Origin of the sequence: Streptomyces sp. ICBB 8177, from assembly GCF_003144095.1 — a bacterium.
Taxonomy (GTDB): Bacteria; Actinomycetota; Actinomycetes; order Streptomycetales; family Streptomycetaceae; genus Streptantibioticus_D.
The window spans coordinates 35,567-53,965 of sequence record NZ_NSKH01000003.1 but is presented as its reverse complement, the minus strand read 5'-3'; the positions used below and the strand labels follow the sequence as shown (position 1 = coordinate 53,965).

Genomic DNA, 18,399 nt, shown 5'->3' with positions numbered 1-18,399 from the left:
GCCGTTGGACCGACGCGACGGGCCCGCACCCCGAGAGGGTGCGGGCCCGTCGTCGTTCAAGGCGTCTGTCGCCTCCGGGCGGTCAGCGCCGGGCGGCGAGCCCGTACGGCTCCAGCTCGGCCGCCAGGTCGTCGTGGACCCGCGCGGTCAGCAGGGTGCCCTCGGCGGTGTGCTCCTCGCGCAGCACCTCGCCCGCCGCGTGCACCCGGGAGACCAGCGCCCCCTGCGTGTACGGCACGAGCGCCTCGATCTCGACCGCCGGGCGCGGCAGTTCGTCGTCGATGAGGGTGAGCAGGTCGGCGACGCCCTCGCCGGTGCGCGCGGAGACCGCGATCGCGTGCTTCTCGTGGCGCAGCAGCCGTTGCAGGACCAGCGGGTCGGCCGCGTCGGCCTTGTTGACCACCACGATCTCCGGCACGTCCAGCGCGCCCACGTCGCGGAACACCTCGCGGACGGCGGCCAGTTGCTCCTCCGGCGCCGGGTGCGAGCCGTCGACCACGTGCAGGATCAGGTCGGCGTCGGCGACCTCCTCCATCGTGGAGCGGAACGCCTCGACGAGGTGGTGCGGCAGGTGGCGGACGAAGCCCACGGTGTCGGCCAGGGTGTAGAGGCGGCCGCTGGGGGTCTCCGCCCGGCGCACGGTCGGGTCCAGGGTGGCGAACAGCGCGTTCTCCACCAGCACGCCCGCGCCGGTGAGCCGGTTGAGCAGGGAGGACTTGCCCGCGTTGGTGTATCCGGCGATGGCGACCGACGGGACCTGGTGGCGCTTGCGTTCCTTGCGCTTCAGGTCGCGGCTGGTCTTCATCTCCGCGATCTCCCGGCGCATCTTCGCCATCTTCTCGCGGATGCGGCGCCGGTCGGTCTCGATCTTGGTCTCACCGGGACCACGGGTGGCCATGCCGCCACCGGACGAACCGGAGCCACCGCCACCCATCTGCCGGGACAGCGACTGGCCCCAGCCGCGCAGCCTGGGCAGCATGTACTGCATCTGGGCCAGCGAGACCTGCGCCTTGCCCTCCCGGGACTTGGCGTGCTGGGCGAAGATGTCGAGGATCAGGGCGGTGCGGTCGACCACCTTGACCTTGACGACGTCCTCCAGGTGGATCAGCTGGCCGGGACTCAGCTCACCGTCGCAGACCACGGTGTCGGCGCCGGTCTCCACGACGATGTCGCGCAGCTCGTTGGCCTTGCCGGAGCCGATGTAGGTGGCCGGGTCGGGCTTGTCGCGGCGCTGGACGACGCCGTCGAGGACGAGGGCGCCGGCGGTCTCGGCGAGCGCGGCCAGCTCCGCGAGGGAGTTCTCGGCGTCCTCCACGGTGCCGTCCGTCCAGACGCCGACCAGCACGACGCGCTCCAGGCGCAGCTGCCGGTACTCGACCTCGGTGACGTCTTCCAGCTCGGTGGAGAGCCCGGCGACCCGGCGCAGCGAGGCGCGCTCGGAGCGGTCGAACTGGTCGCCGTCGCGTTCGCCGTCGATGTCAAGGCTCCACGCGACGTCCTCCTCCATGAGGGCGTTCGCCCGGGCGTTCGCCTGAAGACGCCGGCGCTCGGCGGATGCGGAGGAGGAGGAGGAGGGGGTGGAGTGGGTCATTGGATCCTTCGGTCAGCGGGAACTGCGGAACGGGACGGGACCGGGCGGCGTGTGCCGGCAAGCCCCGTCGAGGGAAACAACGTACGGCGGGCCCGGTGGATTCCCGCGCCCGCCCCGCGTCGTCGCCCGCACGATGGTCGCACGGCGCGGCTTGCCCGTCACCCGGGTTTGCTACCGGGCGGGGTCGGTGCGCCAGTCCGGATGCCCGGGCATCGGCGGGGTGCGGTCGCCGTAGAGCCACGCGGTGAGGAATCCGCGCAGGTCACGGCCGCTGACCCGGGAGGCGAGCGCGATGAGGTCGGCCGTGGTGGCGTTGGCGTCGCGGTAGCGGGCGACCCAGGCGCGCTCCATGGCGCGGAACGCGCGGTCGCCGATCTCCTGGTGCAGCGCGTACAGCGCCAGGCCGCCGCCGTCGTAGACGTTGTCGCGGAAGATGCCCAGCTGGCCGGGGCCGGGGAGCTTGGGCCTGGCGGGCGGCCCGTCGTCGGCGCGGTTGGCGGCGTCGCGGCGGTAGGCGGTACGGGCCTGCTGCTCCAGGGAGGGGCCGTGTTCGACCTCGGCCCGGTAGCGCCACTCGTACCAGGTGGCGTGTCCCTCGTTGAGCCACAGGTCGGACCAGTCGGCGGGGGTGACGCTGTCGCCGAACCACTGGTGCGACAACTCGTGCACCATCAGCGGGGCCGCGTAGGACGCCGGGGCGAGCAGGACGCGGCGTTCGAAGAGCGAGAGGGTCTGGGTCTCCAGCTCGAAACCGGTGGGGGTGTCGACGCTGAGGATCCCGTACGTCTCGAACGGGTAGCGGCCGACCTGCCGCTCCATCCAGGCGATCTGGCCGGGTACCAGCGCGGCGCGGGCGGCCAGCCGGGTGCGGTCGGCCGCGCCGACCACGTCACGCACCGGCAGCCCCTCGGGGCCTCTCGCGCGCAGGACGGCGGAGCGGCCGATGGAGATCTGGGCCAGTTCCGTGGCCATCGGGTGCTGCGTGCGGTACGTCCAGGTGACGCCGCCCGCGGTGGCGTGCGGCCGTCCGACGGGCAGTCCGTTCGCCACCACCGTGTAGCCGCGCGGCGCGGTGACGTGGAAGGTGAAGCGGGCCTTGTCGGAGGGGTGGTCGTCGCAGGGGAAGACCCGGCGGGCGGCCTCCGCCTGGTCGGCCAGGGCCAGCCCGTCCGGCGTGCGCACCCAGCCGCCGTCGTCGGCGGGCCCGCTCGGGTCGCTGGTGTGCCGGACGGTGACGTCCAGCAGGCCGCCGCGCGGGATCCGGTGCGCGGGCGTGACCAGCAGCCGCCCGCCGGACAGCCGGAAGCGGGCGGGGGCGCCGTCGACGGCGACCGAGCGCACGGCGCCGTGGGTGAAGTCCAGGTGGAAGCCGGTGAGCGCGGTCCTGGCGCGGGCGTGGATCCGGGTCACCGCGTCCAGCGGCCGGCCGGCGCCGCGGTAGTCGAAGGCCAGGTCGTAGGCGGTGACGTCGTAGCGGGGGTCGCCGACCCGCGGGTAGAGCCGGTCGCCGATCCCGGGCTGCGGGGGCTGCGGCAGCTGGGCGGCGGTCAGGACGGCGGCGGCGAGGAGCGCGGCGGCGGTGGCGGCGGCCCGGCGTGCGGCGGATCCGGTCATGCGTCCACGGCTATCAGCGGGGCGCGCGGCGCGGGGGCGTGACGCGCCTGGGGCACGGCCGCCCGCATCCGATCGGGTCAGGCGGGATCCGGCGAGTGGCGGTGAGCCGCGCGGGATCGCGGGGGCTCAGGCCGTCGCGGCCTGGCGCTGGGTGCGGTAGACGTCGTAGACCCCGGGCACCCGGCGCATCGCGCGCATCAGGTCGGGGAGGGCCGCGGGCTCGGGAAGTTCGATGGTGTACGTGTGCCGGACCCGCTGTTCCTGCGGCGGCTCGACGGCGGCGGAGACGATGCCCACGCCCTCGCCGGAGATGGCCTCGGTCAGGTCGGCGAGCAGCCGCGGGCGGCCCAGCGCCTCGGCACGCAGCGTGACCCGGTACCCGGCGGCGGGTGCTCCCCCGCGCCAGCTGACCGCCTGCGGCACGCGCCCCGCCGAGCGCATGCGGGCCACGGCCGGGCACTCGTCGCGGTGCACCGCCACCGCCCCGCCGCGAATGACGAAGCCGGTGACCGCGTCGGGCGGCACCGGCGTGCAACAGCGGGCGAGGCGTACGGCCGCGCCGGGTACGTCGGTCACCGCGACCGGCTCGACGGCCCCGTCGGCGTTCCCGGGGCGTACCGCGGCGGCGTGCGCGGGCACGATCTGGGCGCACTCGGCGTCGGCGGCCTCCGCGTCCTGCGCCTCCGCCCCTGCCGCCCCCTGCGGTGGATGGGCGGTAAGCCAGCGGGTGATGGCGATGCGGGCGGCGGGGGTGCGCACGTGGTCGAGCCAGTCGGCGGACGGCGTGGAGCCCGCCGCCATCAGCAGGTGGAGGGTGTCGCCGTCGCGCAGCGCGGTGGCGAGCGAGACCAGGCGGCCGTTGACGCGGGCGCCGACGCAGGAGTGGGCGGCCTCGCCGTGCAGCGCGTAGGCGGCGTCCACGCAGGTCGCTGCGGCGGGCAGGCCGATGGTGCCGCCGTCGGCGGAGAAGACGGTGATCTCGCGGTCCTGGGCGAGTTCGTCGCGCAGCGCGGTCCAGAAGGTGTCCGGGTCGGAGGCGTCGCGCTGCCACTCCAGCAGCCTTGAGAGCCATCCGGGCCGGGTGGGGTCGTCGCGCTCGCCCTCGGGCGCGACGCGGTCACCGGACAGTTGGCAGGCCGCGGACTCGTCGGACCCGCCCTGCGCGGGCTGCTGCGCGTAGGGGTTGCCCAGCGCGATGACGCCGGCCTCGGCGACCCGGTGCATCTGCCGGGTGCGGACCAGGACCTCGGTGATCGCGCCGTCGCGGTCGGCGACCGCGGTGTGCAGCGACTGGTAGAGGTTGAACTTCGGCGCGGCGATGAAGTCCTTGAATTCCGAGATCACCGGTGTGAAGCAGGTGTGCAACTCGCCCAGCACCGCGTAGCAGTCGGCGTCCTCACCGACCAGCACCAGCAGCCGCCCGAAGTCGCTGCCGCCCAACTCGCCCCCGCGCTTGATCCGTACCCGGTGCACCGACAGCAGATGCCGGGAGCGGATGAGCACCTCGGCCGCGATGCCCGCTTCCCGCAGCACGCCGCGCACCTGGTCGGCGACCCGCTCCAGCGGATCGGGGAGCGCGGCGTGGGCGGCCGTCAACTCCTTGGCGCGGGCGTACTCCTCGGGGTGGAGGATGGCGAAGACCAGGTCCTCCAGCTCGGTCTTGAGGGCCTGCACGCCCAGGCGTTCGGCGAGCGGGATCAGCACGTCGCGGGTGACCTTGGCGATGCGCGCCTGTTTCTCCGGGCGCATGACGCCGAGGGTGCGCATGTTGTGCAGCCGGTCGGCGAGTTTGATCGACATCACGCGTACGTCGTTGCCGGTGGCCACCAGCATCTTGCGGAAGGTCTCCGGCTCGGCCGCCGCGCCGTAGTCGACCTTCTCCAACTTCGTGACGCCGTCGACGAGATAGCGCACCTCGGCACCGAACTCCGCTCCCACCTGATCGAGCGTCACCTCGGTGTCCTCGACCGTGTCGTGCAGCAGAGATGCCGTCAACGTCGTTGTCTCGGCTCCGAGTTCGGCCAGGATCAGGGTGACGGCGAGCGGGTGGGTGATGTACGGCTCGCCGCTCTTGCGCATCTGGCCGCGGTGCGAGGACTCGGCGAGCACGTAGGCGCGGCGCAGGATGTCGAGGTCGGCGCGCGGGTGGTGGGCGCGGTGCACCTTGGCGACGTGCTCGATGGCGTCGGGCAGGCGGTCCCGGGTGCCGGTCGCCCCGAGCAGGGCGGCCCGGCCGAGCCTGCGCAGGTCCATGCGGGACAGCCCTCGCCTGCGCTCGTTCCCCCGGGTGACGGCGGCGGCGGACACGGCGTCGGTCGCGTTGTCTGCGCTCATCGGGCACCTCCGGCAGCGTTCACCGGCGGCGGGCTGGATGCCGCGCCGGTGCTTGATGCTATCGAGCCCACCACGCGCCGCTGTCGGCCTCTCGCCCAGCGTGAGATGGATCACCCGTTGGAGGGAACCTGTCCACGCAGGACCCGAACACCCGCCGCGTCCGCTCCAACGTCATCCGCGCAGCCACGCCATGTCGACGGTGCCCTCGGCCACGATCACCGCGGGGCCGGTCATCTCCACCCGGCCGTCCGGCCGTTCGGTGATCACCAGGCGGCCGCCGGGCACGTCCACGACGTAGGTGACGGGCTCGCCGGTGACCGCCGGGTCCAGGCCGTCGCGCCGGGCGGCGGCGACCATCACGGCGCAGGCGCCGGTGCCGCAGGAACGCGTCTCGCCCGACCCGCGCTCGTGCACCCGCAGGGCGACGTGGCGCGGGCCGCGGTCGACCACGAACTCCACGTTGACGCCTTCCGGGTAGGCGGTCACCGGGGCCACGCCGGGCGCCTCCAGCAGGTGTCCCGCCTCGTCCAGGGAGGCGACGAAGGTCACGGCGTGCGGGTTGCCCATGTTGACGTTGCGCGCGGGCCAGGAACGCTCGCCGACGCTAACGGTGACCTCGCCGCCGGGGAGCGCGGCGGTGCCCATCTCGACGGTGATGTCGCCGGGCGCGCCGTCCGCGGTGGGCTTGGCGATGTGGGCGCGGCGCACCCCGGCCCGGGTGGCGATCGCCAGGTCACCGGCCTCGACCAGGCCGGCGCGTTCCAGATGGCGGGCGAAGACCCGCACCCCGTTGCCGCACATCTCGGCGACGCTGCCGTCGCTGTTGCGGTAGTCCATGAACCACTCGGCCTCGTCCGCGCACCGGGCGGCCTCCGGGTGCGCGGCGGAGCGCACCACGCGCAGCACCCCGTCGGCGCCCAGCCCGGCCCGGCGATCGCAGAGCCGGGCGACGTCGGACGCTGTCAGCTCGATGCGTCCGTACGGGTCGGGGACGATCACGAAGTCGTTCTCGGTGCCGTGTCCCTTGAGGAAGGCGAAGCCCTGCGCTGCGTCGTTCACGCGTCCGATCGTACGGTCCCGGGCGCGCGGACGTCGTACCGCGGGTACGGAGGACGCCGGTGGCGGGGCTACCGCAGCCGGGCGACGCGCCACACGGCGAGCAGCGCGACGAGCGCCACCAGCGCGGTGTACCCGGCGACGAAGCGCCAGTCGGGCCGCTGACCCGAGCCGCGCGCGGGCAACCCTGGCCAGGTGTAGCCGACGCGCCGGGCGGCCATGATCGCCCAGCCCGCGGAGCAGCAGCTCAGCAGCAGACCGAGCATGGCGACGACCGGTCCGCCGTCACCGAACTCGAAGGCGAGCGGGAAGGCGAACATCAGCGAGCCGATCGCGCCGAGCGCCACGATGGGGATGAGCTGCCAGATGCGCAGCCGTCGCGGGGGCCGCAGTTCGAGGAAGGACTGCGTGGCGGGCGGACCGTCCTCGCCGGGCGCGTCGTCCGACAGACCGCCGTCGCCGAGCGGGTCGGCGTGAAGGGCTCCGTCGTCGAGGGGGTCCTCGGCCAGGGGACCGTCGCCGAGCGGGTCCTGGGCGAGTGCTTCGGCGTCCAGGTCACCGCCGTCGAGGGCGTCGCGTACGTCGTCCGGCTCGCCCGGGCCGTCCAGGTCGTCGTGTTCCCCGGCCCCGTGGGCGCCTTCCGCTTCGGCGTGGCGTTCCGGGTAGGGGGACAGGCCGGGCCGCGCGCCGTCGAGGCGGTCGCGCTGGTCCTGATGCGGTCGGTTGCGAGGGCCGGCCTCCATCGCCACACGCCCTCCCACCTCGTCCGACACGGTGACTCGCTGCTCGATGATGGCACGGCGCCGGGGCCGTCAAGCCCTGGCGAGGCGTCCCGTGGCCATCACGTGATCAGGCTGTGACCGCTCGTTCGAGCAACGTCAGTGCCTGCTCTGCGAGTTCCGCTCCGCCGGCTGTCAGCCAGTGAACGCGGGGGTCGCGGCGGAACCACGAATCCTGCCGCCGCGCGAAGCGCTTGGTGGCGCGTACGGTCTCGACCCGCGCCTCGTCCAGCGTGCGCTCCCCGGCGAACGCGGACAGCACCTGCTGGTAGCCCAGCGCCCGCGAGGCGGTCCTGCCCTCGCGCAGTCCGGCCTTCTCCAGCGTGCGGACCTCCTCCACGAGTCCGGCCTCCCACATCCGGTCCACCCGCAGCGCGATCCGTTCGTCGAGCCGCGGGCGCGGCACGTCGACGCCGATCTGCACGGTGTCGTAGACCGACTCGTGACCGGGGAGGTTGGCGGTGAACGGGCGCCCGGTGATCTCGACGACCTCCAGGGCGCGCACGATGCGGCGGCCGTTGCCGGGCAGGATCGTCTCGGCGGCCCGCGGGTCGACGGCGGCGAGCCGGGCGTGCAGCGCTCCGCTGCCGTGCTCGGCCAGCTCGGCCTCCAGCCGCGCGCGCACCTCGGGGTCGGTGCCGGGGAACTCCAGGACGTCGATCGCGGCGCGCACGTAGAGCCCGGAGCCGCCGACCAGCACCGGGGTGCGGCCCTCGGCCAGCAGGCGGTCGATGTGGGCACGGGCGAGCCGCTGGTACTCGGCGACGCTGGCGGCCTCGGTGACGTCCCAGATGTCCAGCAGGTGGTGCGGTACCCCGGCGCGCTCCTCGACGGTGAGCTTCGCGGTGCCGATGTCCATGCCGCGGTACAGCTGCATGGAGTCCGCGTTGATCACCTCGCCGCCGAGGGCGCGGGCGATCGCGGTGCCCAGATCGGACTTGCCGGCCGCGGTCGGGCCCACGACGGCGATGACGCGGGGAGCGCTGGGGGGAGGGACGACCTTGTTCACCTGCCCAGTCTCCCAAATATCGGGTCGCACTCCGATCGAGCGGCGTTACGGGGCACACGTTCGGTCGTTGCCTCGGGAGGAGATACGGATTTCTCCCCCGCACGAGCACGGTCTGGAGTAGGTACATGGGTGTTTTCGGATGGTTCCGTCGTGGAGCGCGGCAGCAGGCCGCTGAGGAGCGGGCCGTGACCGCTCAGCCGCAGGAGTCCGCGGCGGCCGTCGCCGCCGACGAGGAGGCCCCGGCAGAGGTCGCCGGCGCCGCCGCCGACGACGGCGCCGAGGAGGCGACGGCCCCGCGCACGGCGGAGGCCGCGGCGGAGCCGGAGGAAGCGGGGGCGGAGCGGGAAGCGGTGGCGGAGCAGGAGGAGCCGGCGGAGGCGGGCGGCGAGGCGGCCGGGATTCCCAAGCAGCCGTCCGCGCGGGAGGCCGCGGACAGCGAGACGGGCGAGAGCGCCCGCCAGTAGTCCCCGGGCGGACACCCTGGCGGCGGCGTGCCGCCCCGCCACGGGTTCCGTCCCGCCCGGCCGGCACCACGGCGACGACGCTGCCGGGATCACCCTTCCGGCGCGCTACCGCCGATCGCCCTCGCGCTGCCCGGATCGTCGCCCTCGCGCTGCCCGGCTCGCACGGCCGGGATCGCGCGCCGCGGCCGCTCAGGACCAGGCGGCCACGAAGTACCCCACCCCGTAGGGCGCGTCGTCGTACAGCAGCCGCCCGCTGAGCGCCGCGCCCTCGGCGGCGCCCGCCAGCACCTGCCAGGGCGCGCGGCCCGACGCGAGCAGCTCACCGGCCAGATCGGCCTCCAGGGCGGCGAGGGCGGCGGTGTCGGCCTCGCCCAGCGCCTTGGCCGCACGGGCGTCGAAGGCACCGGCCCGTTCGTCGTAGTAGCCGGGGGCCTTCAGGCCGCGCCGGGCGCTGCCGTCCCCCGCGACCAGCAGCGCGACGCGTTCAGCTGACGCCGCCAGCTCGCGGCCGACCTGCGCGCACTGTTCCTGGGCCAGTGGTTCGCCGACGCCCAGCCCTTCGACGGGCGCGGCCTGCCAGCGGTGCCGCGCGAGCAGCCAGGCGGCGACCGCCAGCGAGGGCGGCAGGGAGCGGCCGGGCACGGCGGAGCCACGCTGCTCGCCGAGCGTCACGTCCAGGTGGACCCCGAAGGCGCGGAACGACCCGGTGGCGCCCTGCGGATGCGGACCGCGCCCGCAGCGCTCGGCCGGGCCCAGCACGACCAGGCGGTCGGGCGCGGCGGAGGCCAGCACGCCCACGGCGTCCCCGCAGGCGGCACGCAGGCCGTCCAGCTCGTGTGCGGCGCCCGCCGCGACCTCGGGCACCAGCAGGGGCGGACACGGCACTACGGCGGCGGCGACGAGCATGCGGGCCAGCCTATCGGGGCTCCCGGCCGTGGCCGCCGCCCGCGGCCGCTAGTCGCAGCCGCAGCCGCCCGCCGGGGCCGGAGCCTGCCGCGGCGCGCCGATCGTGGGCAGCCCGAGCATCACGCCCTGCGGCGCGGCCTGGGCGGCCGTGCGGCGCTCCCACGCGTCGCCCGCCGGGGTGCGGCGGACGCCGTACGCGGGCCGCTCGGCCAGCAGGTGGTGCGGGGCGGCGTAGGTGATGTCGGCCAGCACCATGTCGCCGGGGCGCACCGGCTGCTTTGGGGGCGCGAAGTGGACCAGGCGGTTGTCGGGGGCGCGGCCGGACAGCCGCCGGGTCGCGTCGTCCTTGCGGCCCTCGCCCTCGGCGACCAGGACTTCGCGGGTGCGTCCGACCTGCTTCTTGTTCTCCGCCCAGGAGATCTCCTCCTGGAGGGCGACCAGCCGCTCGTACCGCTCCTGGACGACATCCTTGGGGATCTGGCCGCCCATGGTGGCCGCCGGGGTGCCGGGCCGCTTGGAGTACTGGAAGGTGAACGCCTGCGCGAACCGCGCCTCGCGCACCACGTGCAGCGTCTGCTCGAAGTCCTCCTCGGTCTCGCCGGGGAAGCCCACGATGATGTCGGTGGAGATGGCGGCGTCCGGCATGGCGGCGCGCACCTTCTCGATGATGCCGAGGAAGCGCTCCTGCCGGTACGAGCGCCGCATCGCCTTCAGCACGGTGTCGGAGCCGGACTGGAGCGGCATGTGGAGCTGGTGCATCACGTTGGGCGTCTCGGCCATCGCCGCGATCACGTCGTCGGTGAAGTCGCGCGGGTGCGGCGAGGTGAACCGCACGCGCTCCAGCCCCGCCACGTTGCCGCAGGCGCGCAGCAGCTTGCCGAACGCCTCGCGGTCGCCGATGTCGGAGCCGTAGGCGTTGACGTTCTGGCCGAGCAGGGTGATCTCCACGACGCCGTCGGCGACCAGCGCCTCGACCTCGGCGAGGATGTCGCCGGGGCGGCGGTCCTTCTCCTTGCCGCGCAGCGCCGGGACGATGCAGAACGTGCAGGTGTTGTTGCATCCCACCGAGATGGCGACCCAGGCGGCGTAGGCGGACTCGCGCCGGGTCGGCAGCGTGGAGGGGAACGCCTCCAGCGACTCGGCGATCTCGACCTGCGCCTCCTCGGCGATCCTGGCGCGCTCCAGCAGCACGGGCAGCTGCCCGATGTTGTGCGTGCCGAAGACGACGTCCACCCAGGGCGCCTTCTTGACGATGGTGTCGCGGTCCTTCTGCGCCAGGCAGCCGCCGACCGCGATCTGCATCCCGGGCCGGGCGGCCTTCTTCGGCGCGAGCTGCCCGAGGTTGCCGTAGAGCCGGTTGTCGGCGTTCTCCCGCACCGCGCAGGTGTTGAACACGACGACGTCGGCGCCGTCCGCGTCCTTGGGTGCCCGCACGTACCCGGCGTCCTCCAGCAGGCCCGACAGCCGCTCGGAGTCGTGGACGTTCATCTGGCACCCGTAGGTGCGCACCTCATATGTCTTCGCGCTCATCTCAATGCACCAGGGTACGTGCTGTCGGCCTTCCCCCGTCCAGGTGACGGCTGGCAGGATCGCGGCCCATGAGGTTCTCCGGGAGGTTCACCAGGCGGCGCGCGGTGCGGGCCGGGCTCGCCGGCGCGGTGGCGGTCGGCCTGCTGCTGTGGTGGCTGCTGCCGACCGGCCGTCCCGCCTTCCACCAGTCCTCGGTCACGGTGGCCACGGGCGTCAGAAGCGGCGTGTACGACAAGTACGGGCAACTGCTCGGCCCGGTGCTGGCGAAGTACCTGCCGGGGGTCTCGGTGCACCTGCTGCCCTCGCAGGGGTCGGTGCAGAACGTCGACTACGTGGCCTCGGGCCGCGCCGACTTCACGTTCGCGCAGGCCGACGCGGTCGCCGACTACCACGGGCCGCAGCGATCCCGGCTGCGCGCGGTGGCGCGGCTGTACGACGACTACATGCAGCTGATCGTGCCGGCCGGCTCGAAGGTGACCTCGGCGCGCGACCTGCGCGGGCTGCGGGTCGGCATGGGACAGGCCGGTTCCGGGGTGAACCTGATCGCCGAGCGTCTGGTGCGGGCCGCCGGGCTGGCGCCGGGCAAGGACTTCACCGCGGTCCCGGCCGGCATCGACACGGCGCCCGGGCTGCTGGAGCAGGGGAAGCTGGACGCGTTCTTCTGGTCGGGCGGCATCCCCACCGGCGCCGTCCAGGAACTGGCCTCGCGCTACCCGGTCAAACTCGTGCAGCTCGGCGACCTGGTGCAGTCGCTGCACAAACTGGGCGCCGCTGCCGACTACTACCGGGCCGCCGTGATGCCCGTCGACGCCTACGCCCACCTGCACAACACCGAGGCGGTGCCGACCATCGCGGTGGCGAATTTACTCATCACCACGGACCGCCTCGACGCCGCGCTGGTGGAACGGGTCACCGAGGCGGTCATCGACAGCCGCGACCGCATCGGCGCGGTCGTGCACTCCGCCCAGCAGGTCGACCTGCGCACCGCGATCTTCACCGACCCGCTGCCGCTGCACGAGGGCGCCAGGCGCTACTACCTGTCGGTGAAGCCCTGACGGCACCGGGGCCCGCGAAGCCGTGACGGACGCCGGCCGCCTCACCCCTCGCCAGGTGCCGTACGCGGCAGGCTCACCGTCACCCGCAGCCCGTGCGGCACGTTGGGCGCGTACGCGATCGAGCCACCGCCCTGAGCCAGCAGCACCCGGGCGATGGACAGACCCAGCCCCGAGCCGTCGACGTTCTGGTGGCGGGTGCTGCGCCAGAAGCGGTCGCCGATACGGCAGAGTTCGTCGTCGGTGAGTCCCGGTCCCTCGTCGGCGACGGTGACGGCGAGCGTGTCGCCGTCCACGGCCACCGTCACCCGCACGCCGCCGCCGGAGGGCGTGAACTTCACCGCGTTGTCGACGACCGCGTCCAGGGCGCTGGACAGCGCGACCGGGTCGGCCCACGCGGTCGCCGCCGGCTCGCCCTCCTGGACGAGGCGGACGCCGGCGTGTTCCGCGGCCGGACGCCAGGCGGTCACGCGTTCCGCGACCAGCGCGCCGACGTCCGTCGCCTCGGGCTCCGCGGCGGTGTGCTCGGCCAGCGCCAGGCCCAGCAGGTCGTCCAGCACGGTGGCGAGCCGCTTGCCCTCCTCGCGTACGGAGGCCATCTCGGCGTTGTCCGGCGGCAGTTCGAGCCCCAGCAGCTCGATGCGCAGCAGCAGCGCCGACAGCGGGTTGCGCAGCTGGTGGGAGGCGTCGGCCACGAAGGCCCGCTGCTGTTCGAGGACGTCCTCGACGTTGTCGGCCATCTCGTTGAACGAACGCGCCAGCCGCCGCAGTTCCGGCGGGCCGCCGGCCACCGCGACCCGGGAGGCCATGCGGCCGGTGGCGATGTCGTGGGTGGCCCGGTCCAGCACCCGCACCGGTCGCAGCACCCAGGCGGTCAGCCGGATCGCGGCCAGCACGGCGACGGCGGTCGCGGCCAGCTCACCTCCCGCGATCAGCAGCCAGCCGTGCAGGATCCGCGAGCGCATCGCGCCGGTCGGCGAGTCGGTGAGGACGACCGCGACCACGTCGCCGTCCTGCACGATCGGGGAGGCTACGGTGATCCGGCTGTCCTGCCAGGGCCACACCTGCGGGGGGTTGTGGCTGCGGCGCCCGGCCAGCGCCTCCTGGAACTGCTCCTCGGCGACGACCTGGCGCGGGGAGCGCCAGCCACGGGGAGCGGCGGCCATCGCGGTGCCGTCACGGTAGAAGACGCCGACCCTGATGCCGTACAGGTCCTCGTAGCGGGCGAGTTCCGAGCGCAGGGTGTCGAGGCGCTCGCCCTCGTCGGTGATGACCGTCCCGTCCGCCTCGTCGCCGCGCGTGGTCACGTACTGCGCGATCGCGCCGAACCGGGCGGTGTCGTCGATCCGGTCGATGATCAGGTCCTGCTGCTGTGCGGCGGCCAGGCTCGCGGCGAGCGGCAGTCCGAGGGCGAGCAGCACGGCGGCCATCAGGACCAGCAGCAGCGGCAGCAGACGCGAGCGCACGGCGGGGCGGGCCGGTCAGTCGGTGGGCACGACGAGCCGGTAGCCGACCCCTCGCACCGTCTCTATCAGCGCGGGCAGTCCGAGCTTGGCGCGCAGCGACGCGACGTGCACCTCCAGGGTGCGGCCGGTGCCCTCCCAGTTGGTGCGCCACACCTCGCTGATGATCTGCTCGCGCCGGAAGACCACGCCCGGGCGCTGGGCGAGCAGCGCCAGCAGGTCGAACTCCTTGCGGGTCAGCGCGACCTGCGTGCCGTCCACCACGACCTGGCGCGTCGAGGTCTCGATGGCGACCGGGCCGAAGCGCACGGTGCGCCGCGCGGCCCCGGTCCCGCCGGTGCTCCTCGCCGGGTCGCGGTCCTCGGCGGCCCTGCGGCGGCTGACGGCGTGGATACGGGCCAGCAGCTCACCGGTGTCGTACGGCTTGACCACGTAGTCGTCCGCGCCGAGGTTGAGCCCGTGGATGCGGGAACGCACGTCGGCCCGCGCGGTCACCATGATCACCGGGGTCCGGCTGCCGCGCCGGATGCGGCTGCACACCTCGAAGCCGTCCTGGTCCGGCAGTCCGAGGTCGAGCAGGACCACGTCGAAGGGCGGCCCGTCGTCCGGCAGCAGGGCCCGCAGCGCCTCCTCGCCGCCCCGCGCGTGGGCGACGTCGATGCCGTGCTTGGCGAGTACGGCCGACAGCGCCGCGGCGACCCTGTCGTCGTCCTCGACCAGCAACAGCCGCATGGGCTCTCCTCCCGTGAGGGCGTTCGTCTTGCGGTCACGTCTCGTCCCGCGGTCCACGTCATCGTCCGACCAGTCGTCCGGCCCGCGTCGCACGGCCGGGCCTGGCGTGGGCGGTCCCGGCGCTTGCGACGCTTCCGGGGCGCCGACGGTTCCGGTGCTCCGGCGGTCCGGCGCTCCGGCAATGGGCGGACCCGGGTACGGTACGGTCACCGCGCCGTCCGCGCGACGTGTCCGCGGCAACGAATACACCCCGATTCCGAGGCGCTGCGTCAAGAGGGTCCCCGGAGCGGGCACGCCAGGTGCGCGCAGCGTAGCGCAGAGTCGCCGGGATGCGGAGCGGCGCGTTCAAGCCATGGCCAGGGCTTTCGGCGGGTCATCGGGCCGCACCGCAGGCCGGCTCCGGACATCGTCGTGCATGTGACGCAGTGTCACCAAAGATGCGTGCGGGGCGAACTGGCCGCCGTGCGGCGGCGACTCGCCCGGGCGACTCTCCTACGTCAGGTGACGGCGGCACGTGACGGTGAACGGCCCTGCGTCGCTTGACGCGCGCACCGGCAGTGGGTTGCATACGCTATGTGACCGAATGCCGGGCAGCCTCCGCCACCGCATCCTCGCGTGCCCGCACGCGTCCGCAGAGCCGAACCGAAGGCGCGGCATGGACCCGGTGATCGTCGCGGGGGCGGGGCCGACCGGCCTGTCCCTCGCGCTCTGCCTCGCCCGGCACAACGTTCCCGTCGTCCTGCTCGACGAGGAGGGCCCGGGCGCCGAACCGCGCGCGGAACGCACCGCCGTCCTGCGCCCGCGCACCGCCGACCTGCTCGCCCGCCTCGGCTACACCGCCGTGCACACCGACGCCGCGCGCTGGACGGCGTGGCGGACGCTGCGCCGGCGCCAGGTGATCGGCACGGCGGTCTTCTCGTCAGGTCCGGACACCGCGGGCCTGGTGGCGGGCGGGGCGGCGGGCGCGGTGGGCGTGGCGGACGACTCCGGCGAGGAGGCCGAGACCGTCGACGCCGGGCCCTCTCCGCTGCACCTGGCGCAGGACCGACTGCGCCACGGACTGCACGAGGCACTCGCCGGCCAGGAGCTGATCACGGTGGCGCACGGCTGCCGCCTGACCGCCGTCGAACAGGACGACCACGGCGTCAGCGTCCACACCCGGGGCACCGGGGGCGGTCCTGAGACCTGGTGGCGCGGCTCGTACCTGGTCGGCTGCGACGGCCCGCGCTCCACCGTGCGCAAACTGCTCGACGTCCGCTTCCCCGGCCGCACCGCCGTCGACCGCTACGCCGTCGCCGCCCTGCGCGTCGCCCTGCCCGAACCCGGCACCGCGCTGCTGCACCGCGATCCTCCCGGCGCACGCGGCACCGAGGCCACCGCCCGGCCGCTGCCCGGCGGCGTCTGGCGGCTCGACTGGTCCCTGCCGACCGGCATGGCGCCGCTGACCCCGGACGGCCTGGTGGCCCGCATCCGCGCCACGCTGTCCGCCTGGTGCGAGGGCACGATCCCGGCGTACGAACTGCTGGGCTGGTCCGAGTATCCGGTCCACCAGCGGCTGGCCCGGCGGTGGCGCACCGGCCGGGCGTTCCTGGCCGGTGACGCCGCGCACCTGCTGGGCGCGCTGGGCACCCAGGGGCTGGAGGAGGGACTGCGCGACGCCGACAACCTCGCCTGGAAGCTCGCCCTCGCCTGGCACCACGGCGCCTCCGACGTCCTGCTCGACAGCTACCAGGCGGAACGCCGCGGCGCGGTCGGCACCCGGCTGCGCGCCGCCGACCAGGCCCTGCCCCCGCTGCGGGCCAACGGCGCCTGGCACACCCTGCGCCACTCGCTGCTGTCCGGTCCGATGAACCGCCACGCCGAACTCCTCACCGACGCCCCCTTCGGCCGCGGACTGCTCGGCGCTCCCCCGGCCTACGACCGCTCCCCGCTGGTCCTGCCCGCGCCGCGCGGCGGCAAGACGGCGCCTTCGCCGCTGGTCGCGCCGGGCGCCGGGGTGCCCGGGGAGATGGTGGACGACGTGCCGGTCATCGATCTGGACGGCGTGCGCGGGCGCCTTCGCGACCGGCTCGGGCGCGACCTGCTGGCCGTCCTGGTCGCTCCCGGCACCGGGGTCTGGGAGAGCCGCCACTGGCTCACCGCCGGGCTGATGCCGCAGCTGTCGGCCGCCGTCTCCGCCCTGCCGACCCGCACCGAACTGCTGGTCACCGAGTCCTACCCGGGCGCCACCGCGCACACCGTGCTGCTGGTGCGGCCCGACGGCCACCTCGTCGGCGCGATGACCGGCTGCCGGCCGGCGGAGCTGTACGCCTACGCCGACCTGGCCCGCGGCGGCCCTCCACCCCACCGGGCATCGCAGGGCGACCGGGAGGCGAGCGGGGGCGCGCGGGACGGCGCGACGTCCGCCGACGCGGGCATGGCCGGCGCGAGCGGCAGCGGCGGGGAGCGACGTGGGGGCGGGTGAGGCGGGGGCTCCGCGCGGGGCTTGCGGTGCGGGGACCTGGGCGGGGCAGGTGCGAGGCTCGTGCGGGCGGGCTTCGGGACTGGGGCGGCTTCGGGGGGAGGCTTCCGTGGGCGGCTTCGGGGGGACCGGTGGCTAGGGGCTCAGGGGCTGGGGGGAGGTGCTGCGCCGGAATGCGTGTCTGCGACAAGGATTCGCCCGATACCGCCCCTGGTTGACCCTGCGGCGAAGCCCGTGGTTCACTCCGAAACGTGACCGACACCCAACTGCGCCTCGTGCGGAGGGTCCATCTGGACCTCGTCCGCTACGCGGGCTGCGTGTGTCGCCCGTCCTGTTGACGCGCCAGTTCTCCTGAACCCTTCTCGCGCGGAGTTCTCCGCGCACTTTCGCGATCACCGGGACGGTCCCCTTTGCCGCACACCCTTTCCGCGTCCGCGCCGTCGTCCGCGCCGACCGTCGACGAACTCCTTGACTTCGCCCGCCGTACCGCCGCCGACCCCGACGTCGTCGGCCGCCTGCCGCTCGATCCTGAGGGCCGCACCTGGCTGCGGTTGCAGGGTCCCGGCGGCAGCGAGGCCTGGCTCATCGGCTGGCCTCCGGGAGCCGAGACGGGCTGGCACGACCACGGCGGCTCCCGTGGCGCGTTCGTCACCGCAACGGGCGAACTCGCCGAGCAGTCCGTCTCCGTACCGCTGCCCGGCGCGGGCTGGCTCTCCCTCGAACTCGCCACCGACGTCGACCGCGTCCGCAGCCTTTCGCCCGGCCAGGGCCGCGCCTTCGGCCCGCACCACGTCCACCAGGTCGTCAACGCCTCCGACAACCACCACGCGATCTCGGTCCACGCCTACTATCCGCCGCTCCCCCTGATGCGCCGTTACAGCAGGCGTGGTCAGGTCCTGCGCCTCGAACTCGTCGAACGCCCGGAGGAGTGGTGACCCTCCCTCGCCCCCTGGGCATCGACGAACTGCTGGCCCGGGCCCGCGAGGGCCTGGACCGCCTGACGGCCCACCAGGCGCAGGCCGCCGCCGCGGAGGGCGCCTTGCTGGTCGACATCCGCTACGCGGCTCTGCGGGACCGCGACGGCACGATCCCCGGCGCCCTGGTCGTCGAACGCAACGAGCTGGAATGGCGCCTCGACCCGCGATGCCCGTACCGCCTCCCGGAAGCGGTGGACCACGACATCACGCCTGTCGTGATCTGCAACGAGGGCTACGCCTCCAGCCTCGCGGCGGTCTCCCTCCAGGCGCTCGGCCTGCACCGGGCCACCGACCTCGAAGGCGGCTTCCAGTCCTGGCGCGCGGCGGGTCTCCCCGTCACCCCGCCGAGCACGTTCCGGGACGGCACTCACGAAGGCCACTGACGTCACTGTCGCCTCCCGTCCCTCAGCGATCGACGAGGGCCGGTGCGC

15 protein-coding genes are annotated in these 18,399 nt (G+C 74.4%); 5 read left to right on the top strand and 10 right to left on the bottom strand.

Annotated features, from left to right (window positions below):
• Window positions 1-82: 82 nt before the first annotated feature.
• From hflX to miaA, 6 genes are all read right to left on the bottom strand, one after another.
• Window positions 83-1,591 (bottom strand): GTPase HflX, encoded by a 1,509-nt coding sequence (gene hflX / locus CK485_RS03235; RefSeq protein WP_109446706.1) that lies wholly within the window; start codon window positions 1,589-1,591, stop codon window positions 83-85.
• A 171-nt stretch (window positions 1,592-1,762) separates the two neighbouring features.
• Entirely contained in the window at window positions 1,763-3,205 is a 1,443-nt protein-coding gene (locus CK485_RS03230) for a M1 family metallopeptidase (RefSeq protein WP_109446704.1), read from the bottom strand.
• Window positions 3,206-3,331: 126 nt separating this feature from the next.
• Window positions 3,332-5,539, bottom strand: a complete 2,208-nt coding sequence (locus CK485_RS03225) for an HD domain-containing protein (RefSeq protein ID WP_199239217.1) — start codon at window positions 5,537-5,539, stop codon at window positions 3,332-3,334.
• A 171-nt stretch (window positions 5,540-5,710) separates the two neighbouring features.
• Window positions 5,711-6,598 (bottom strand): diaminopimelate epimerase, encoded by an 888-nt coding sequence (dapF, locus tag CK485_RS03220; protein ID WP_109446702.1) that lies wholly within the window; start codon window positions 6,596-6,598, stop codon window positions 5,711-5,713.
• 68 nt (window positions 6,599-6,666) lie between these two features.
• Window positions 6,667-7,149, bottom strand: coding sequence for a hypothetical protein (locus tag CK485_RS03215; protein ID WP_109447522.1), 483 nt, complete (start codon window positions 7,147-7,149; stop codon window positions 6,667-6,669).
• Window positions 7,150-7,444: 295 nt separating this feature from the next.
• On the bottom strand, window positions 7,445-8,383 hold the full coding sequence (gene miaA / locus CK485_RS03210) for a tRNA (adenosine(37)-N6)-dimethylallyltransferase MiaA (protein WP_109446700.1): 939 nt from the start codon (window positions 8,381-8,383) through the stop codon (window positions 7,445-7,447).
• 185 nt (window positions 8,384-8,568) lie between these two features.
• Here miaA and CK485_RS28655 point away from each other — a divergent pair, with 185 nt between their 5' ends.
• A complete protein-coding gene (locus CK485_RS28655) occupies window positions 8,569-8,847 on the top strand; it encodes a gliding motility protein (protein ID WP_109446698.1) in 279 nt (92 codons plus the stop codon).
• 189 nt (window positions 8,848-9,036) lie between these two features.
• Here CK485_RS28655 and CK485_RS03200 read toward each other — a convergent pair whose 3' ends face one another.
• Together CK485_RS03200 and miaB are read right to left on the bottom strand one after the other, a co-directional pair.
• On the bottom strand, window positions 9,037-9,753 hold the full coding sequence (locus CK485_RS03200; RefSeq protein WP_109446696.1) for a class III extradiol dioxygenase subunit B-like domain-containing protein: 717 nt from the start codon (window positions 9,751-9,753) through the stop codon (window positions 9,037-9,039).
• Between the two features lie 48 nt (window positions 9,754-9,801).
• The gene (miaB, locus tag CK485_RS03195) at window positions 9,802-11,283 is read right to left on the bottom strand and encodes a tRNA (N6-isopentenyl adenosine(37)-C2)-methylthiotransferase MiaB (protein WP_109446694.1); all 1,482 of its coding nucleotides are present in this window, start codon (window positions 11,281-11,283) and stop codon (window positions 9,802-9,804) included.
• Between the two features lie 68 nt (window positions 11,284-11,351).
• Here miaB and CK485_RS03190 point away from each other — a divergent pair, with 68 nt between their 5' ends.
• A complete protein-coding gene (locus CK485_RS03190; protein ID WP_109446692.1) occupies window positions 11,352-12,338 on the top strand; it encodes a TAXI family TRAP transporter solute-binding subunit in 987 nt (328 codons plus the stop codon).
• Between the two features lie 41 nt (window positions 12,339-12,379).
• On the opposite strand, the gene CK485_RS03185 is transcribed toward CK485_RS03190, so the two are convergent.
• On the bottom strand, window positions 12,380-13,801 hold the full coding sequence (locus tag CK485_RS03185; RefSeq protein WP_109446690.1) for a HAMP domain-containing sensor histidine kinase: 1,422 nt from the start codon (window positions 13,799-13,801) through the stop codon (window positions 12,380-12,382).
• A gap of 15 nt (window positions 13,802-13,816) precedes the next feature.
• Window positions 13,817-14,530: a response regulator transcription factor gene (locus CK485_RS03180; RefSeq protein ID WP_109446688.1), complete on the bottom strand. Its 714-nt coding sequence runs from the start codon at window positions 14,528-14,530 to the stop codon at window positions 13,817-13,819.
• Window positions 14,531-15,185: 655 nt separating this feature from the next.
• Here CK485_RS03180 and CK485_RS03175 point away from each other — a divergent pair.
• The 3 genes from CK485_RS03175 (at window position 15,186) to CK485_RS03165 (ending at window position 18,351) form a co-directional block, all read left to right on the top strand.
• Entirely contained in the window at window positions 15,186-16,994 is a 1,809-nt protein-coding gene (locus tag CK485_RS03175) for an FAD-dependent monooxygenase (RefSeq protein ID WP_109446687.1), read from the top strand.
• A gap of 407 nt (window positions 16,995-17,401) precedes the next feature.
• Window positions 17,402-17,926, top strand: coding sequence for a cysteine dioxygenase (locus tag CK485_RS03170; RefSeq protein WP_109446685.1), 525 nt, complete (start codon window positions 17,402-17,404; stop codon window positions 17,924-17,926).
• Window positions 17,923-18,351, top strand: coding sequence for a rhodanese-like domain-containing protein (locus CK485_RS03165; protein ID WP_241968103.1), 429 nt, complete (start codon window positions 17,923-17,925; stop codon window positions 18,349-18,351). The genes CK485_RS03170 and CK485_RS03165 overlap by 4 nt, the downstream gene beginning before the upstream one ends.
• Window positions 18,352-18,399 lie beyond the last annotated feature (48 nt).

What these genes read in the sequence shown, in the direction of transcription:
- hflX (WP_109446706.1), bottom strand. Translation starts at nt 1,591, where the DNA reads ATGACCCACTCCACCCCCTCCTCCTCCTCCTCCGCATCCGCCGAGCGC.
- CK485_RS03230 (WP_109446704.1), bottom strand. Translation starts at nt 3,205, where the DNA reads ATGACCGGATCCGCCGCACGCCGGGCCGCCGCCACCGCCGCCGCGCTC.
- CK485_RS03225 (WP_199239217.1), bottom strand. Translation starts at nt 5,539, where the DNA reads ATGAGCGCAGACAACGCGACCGACGCCGTGTCCGCCGCCGCCGTCACC.
- CK485_RS03200 (WP_109446696.1), bottom strand. Translation starts at nt 9,753, where the DNA reads ATGCTCGTCGCCGCCGCCGTAGTGCCGTGTCCGCCCCTGCTGGTGCCC.
- miaB (WP_109446694.1), bottom strand. Translation starts at nt 11,283, where the DNA reads ATGAGCGCGAAGACATATGAGGTGCGCACCTACGGGTGCCAGATGAAC.
- CK485_RS03190 (WP_109446692.1), top strand. Translation starts at nt 11,352, where the DNA reads ATGAGGTTCTCCGGGAGGTTCACCAGGCGGCGCGCGGTGCGGGCCGGG.
- CK485_RS03180 (WP_109446688.1), bottom strand. Translation starts at nt 14,530, where the DNA reads ATGCGGCTGTTGCTGGTCGAGGACGACGACAGGGTCGCCGCGGCGCTG.
- CK485_RS03175 (WP_109446687.1), top strand. Translation starts at nt 15,186, where the DNA reads ATGGACCCGGTGATCGTCGCGGGGGCGGGGCCGACCGGCCTGTCCCTC.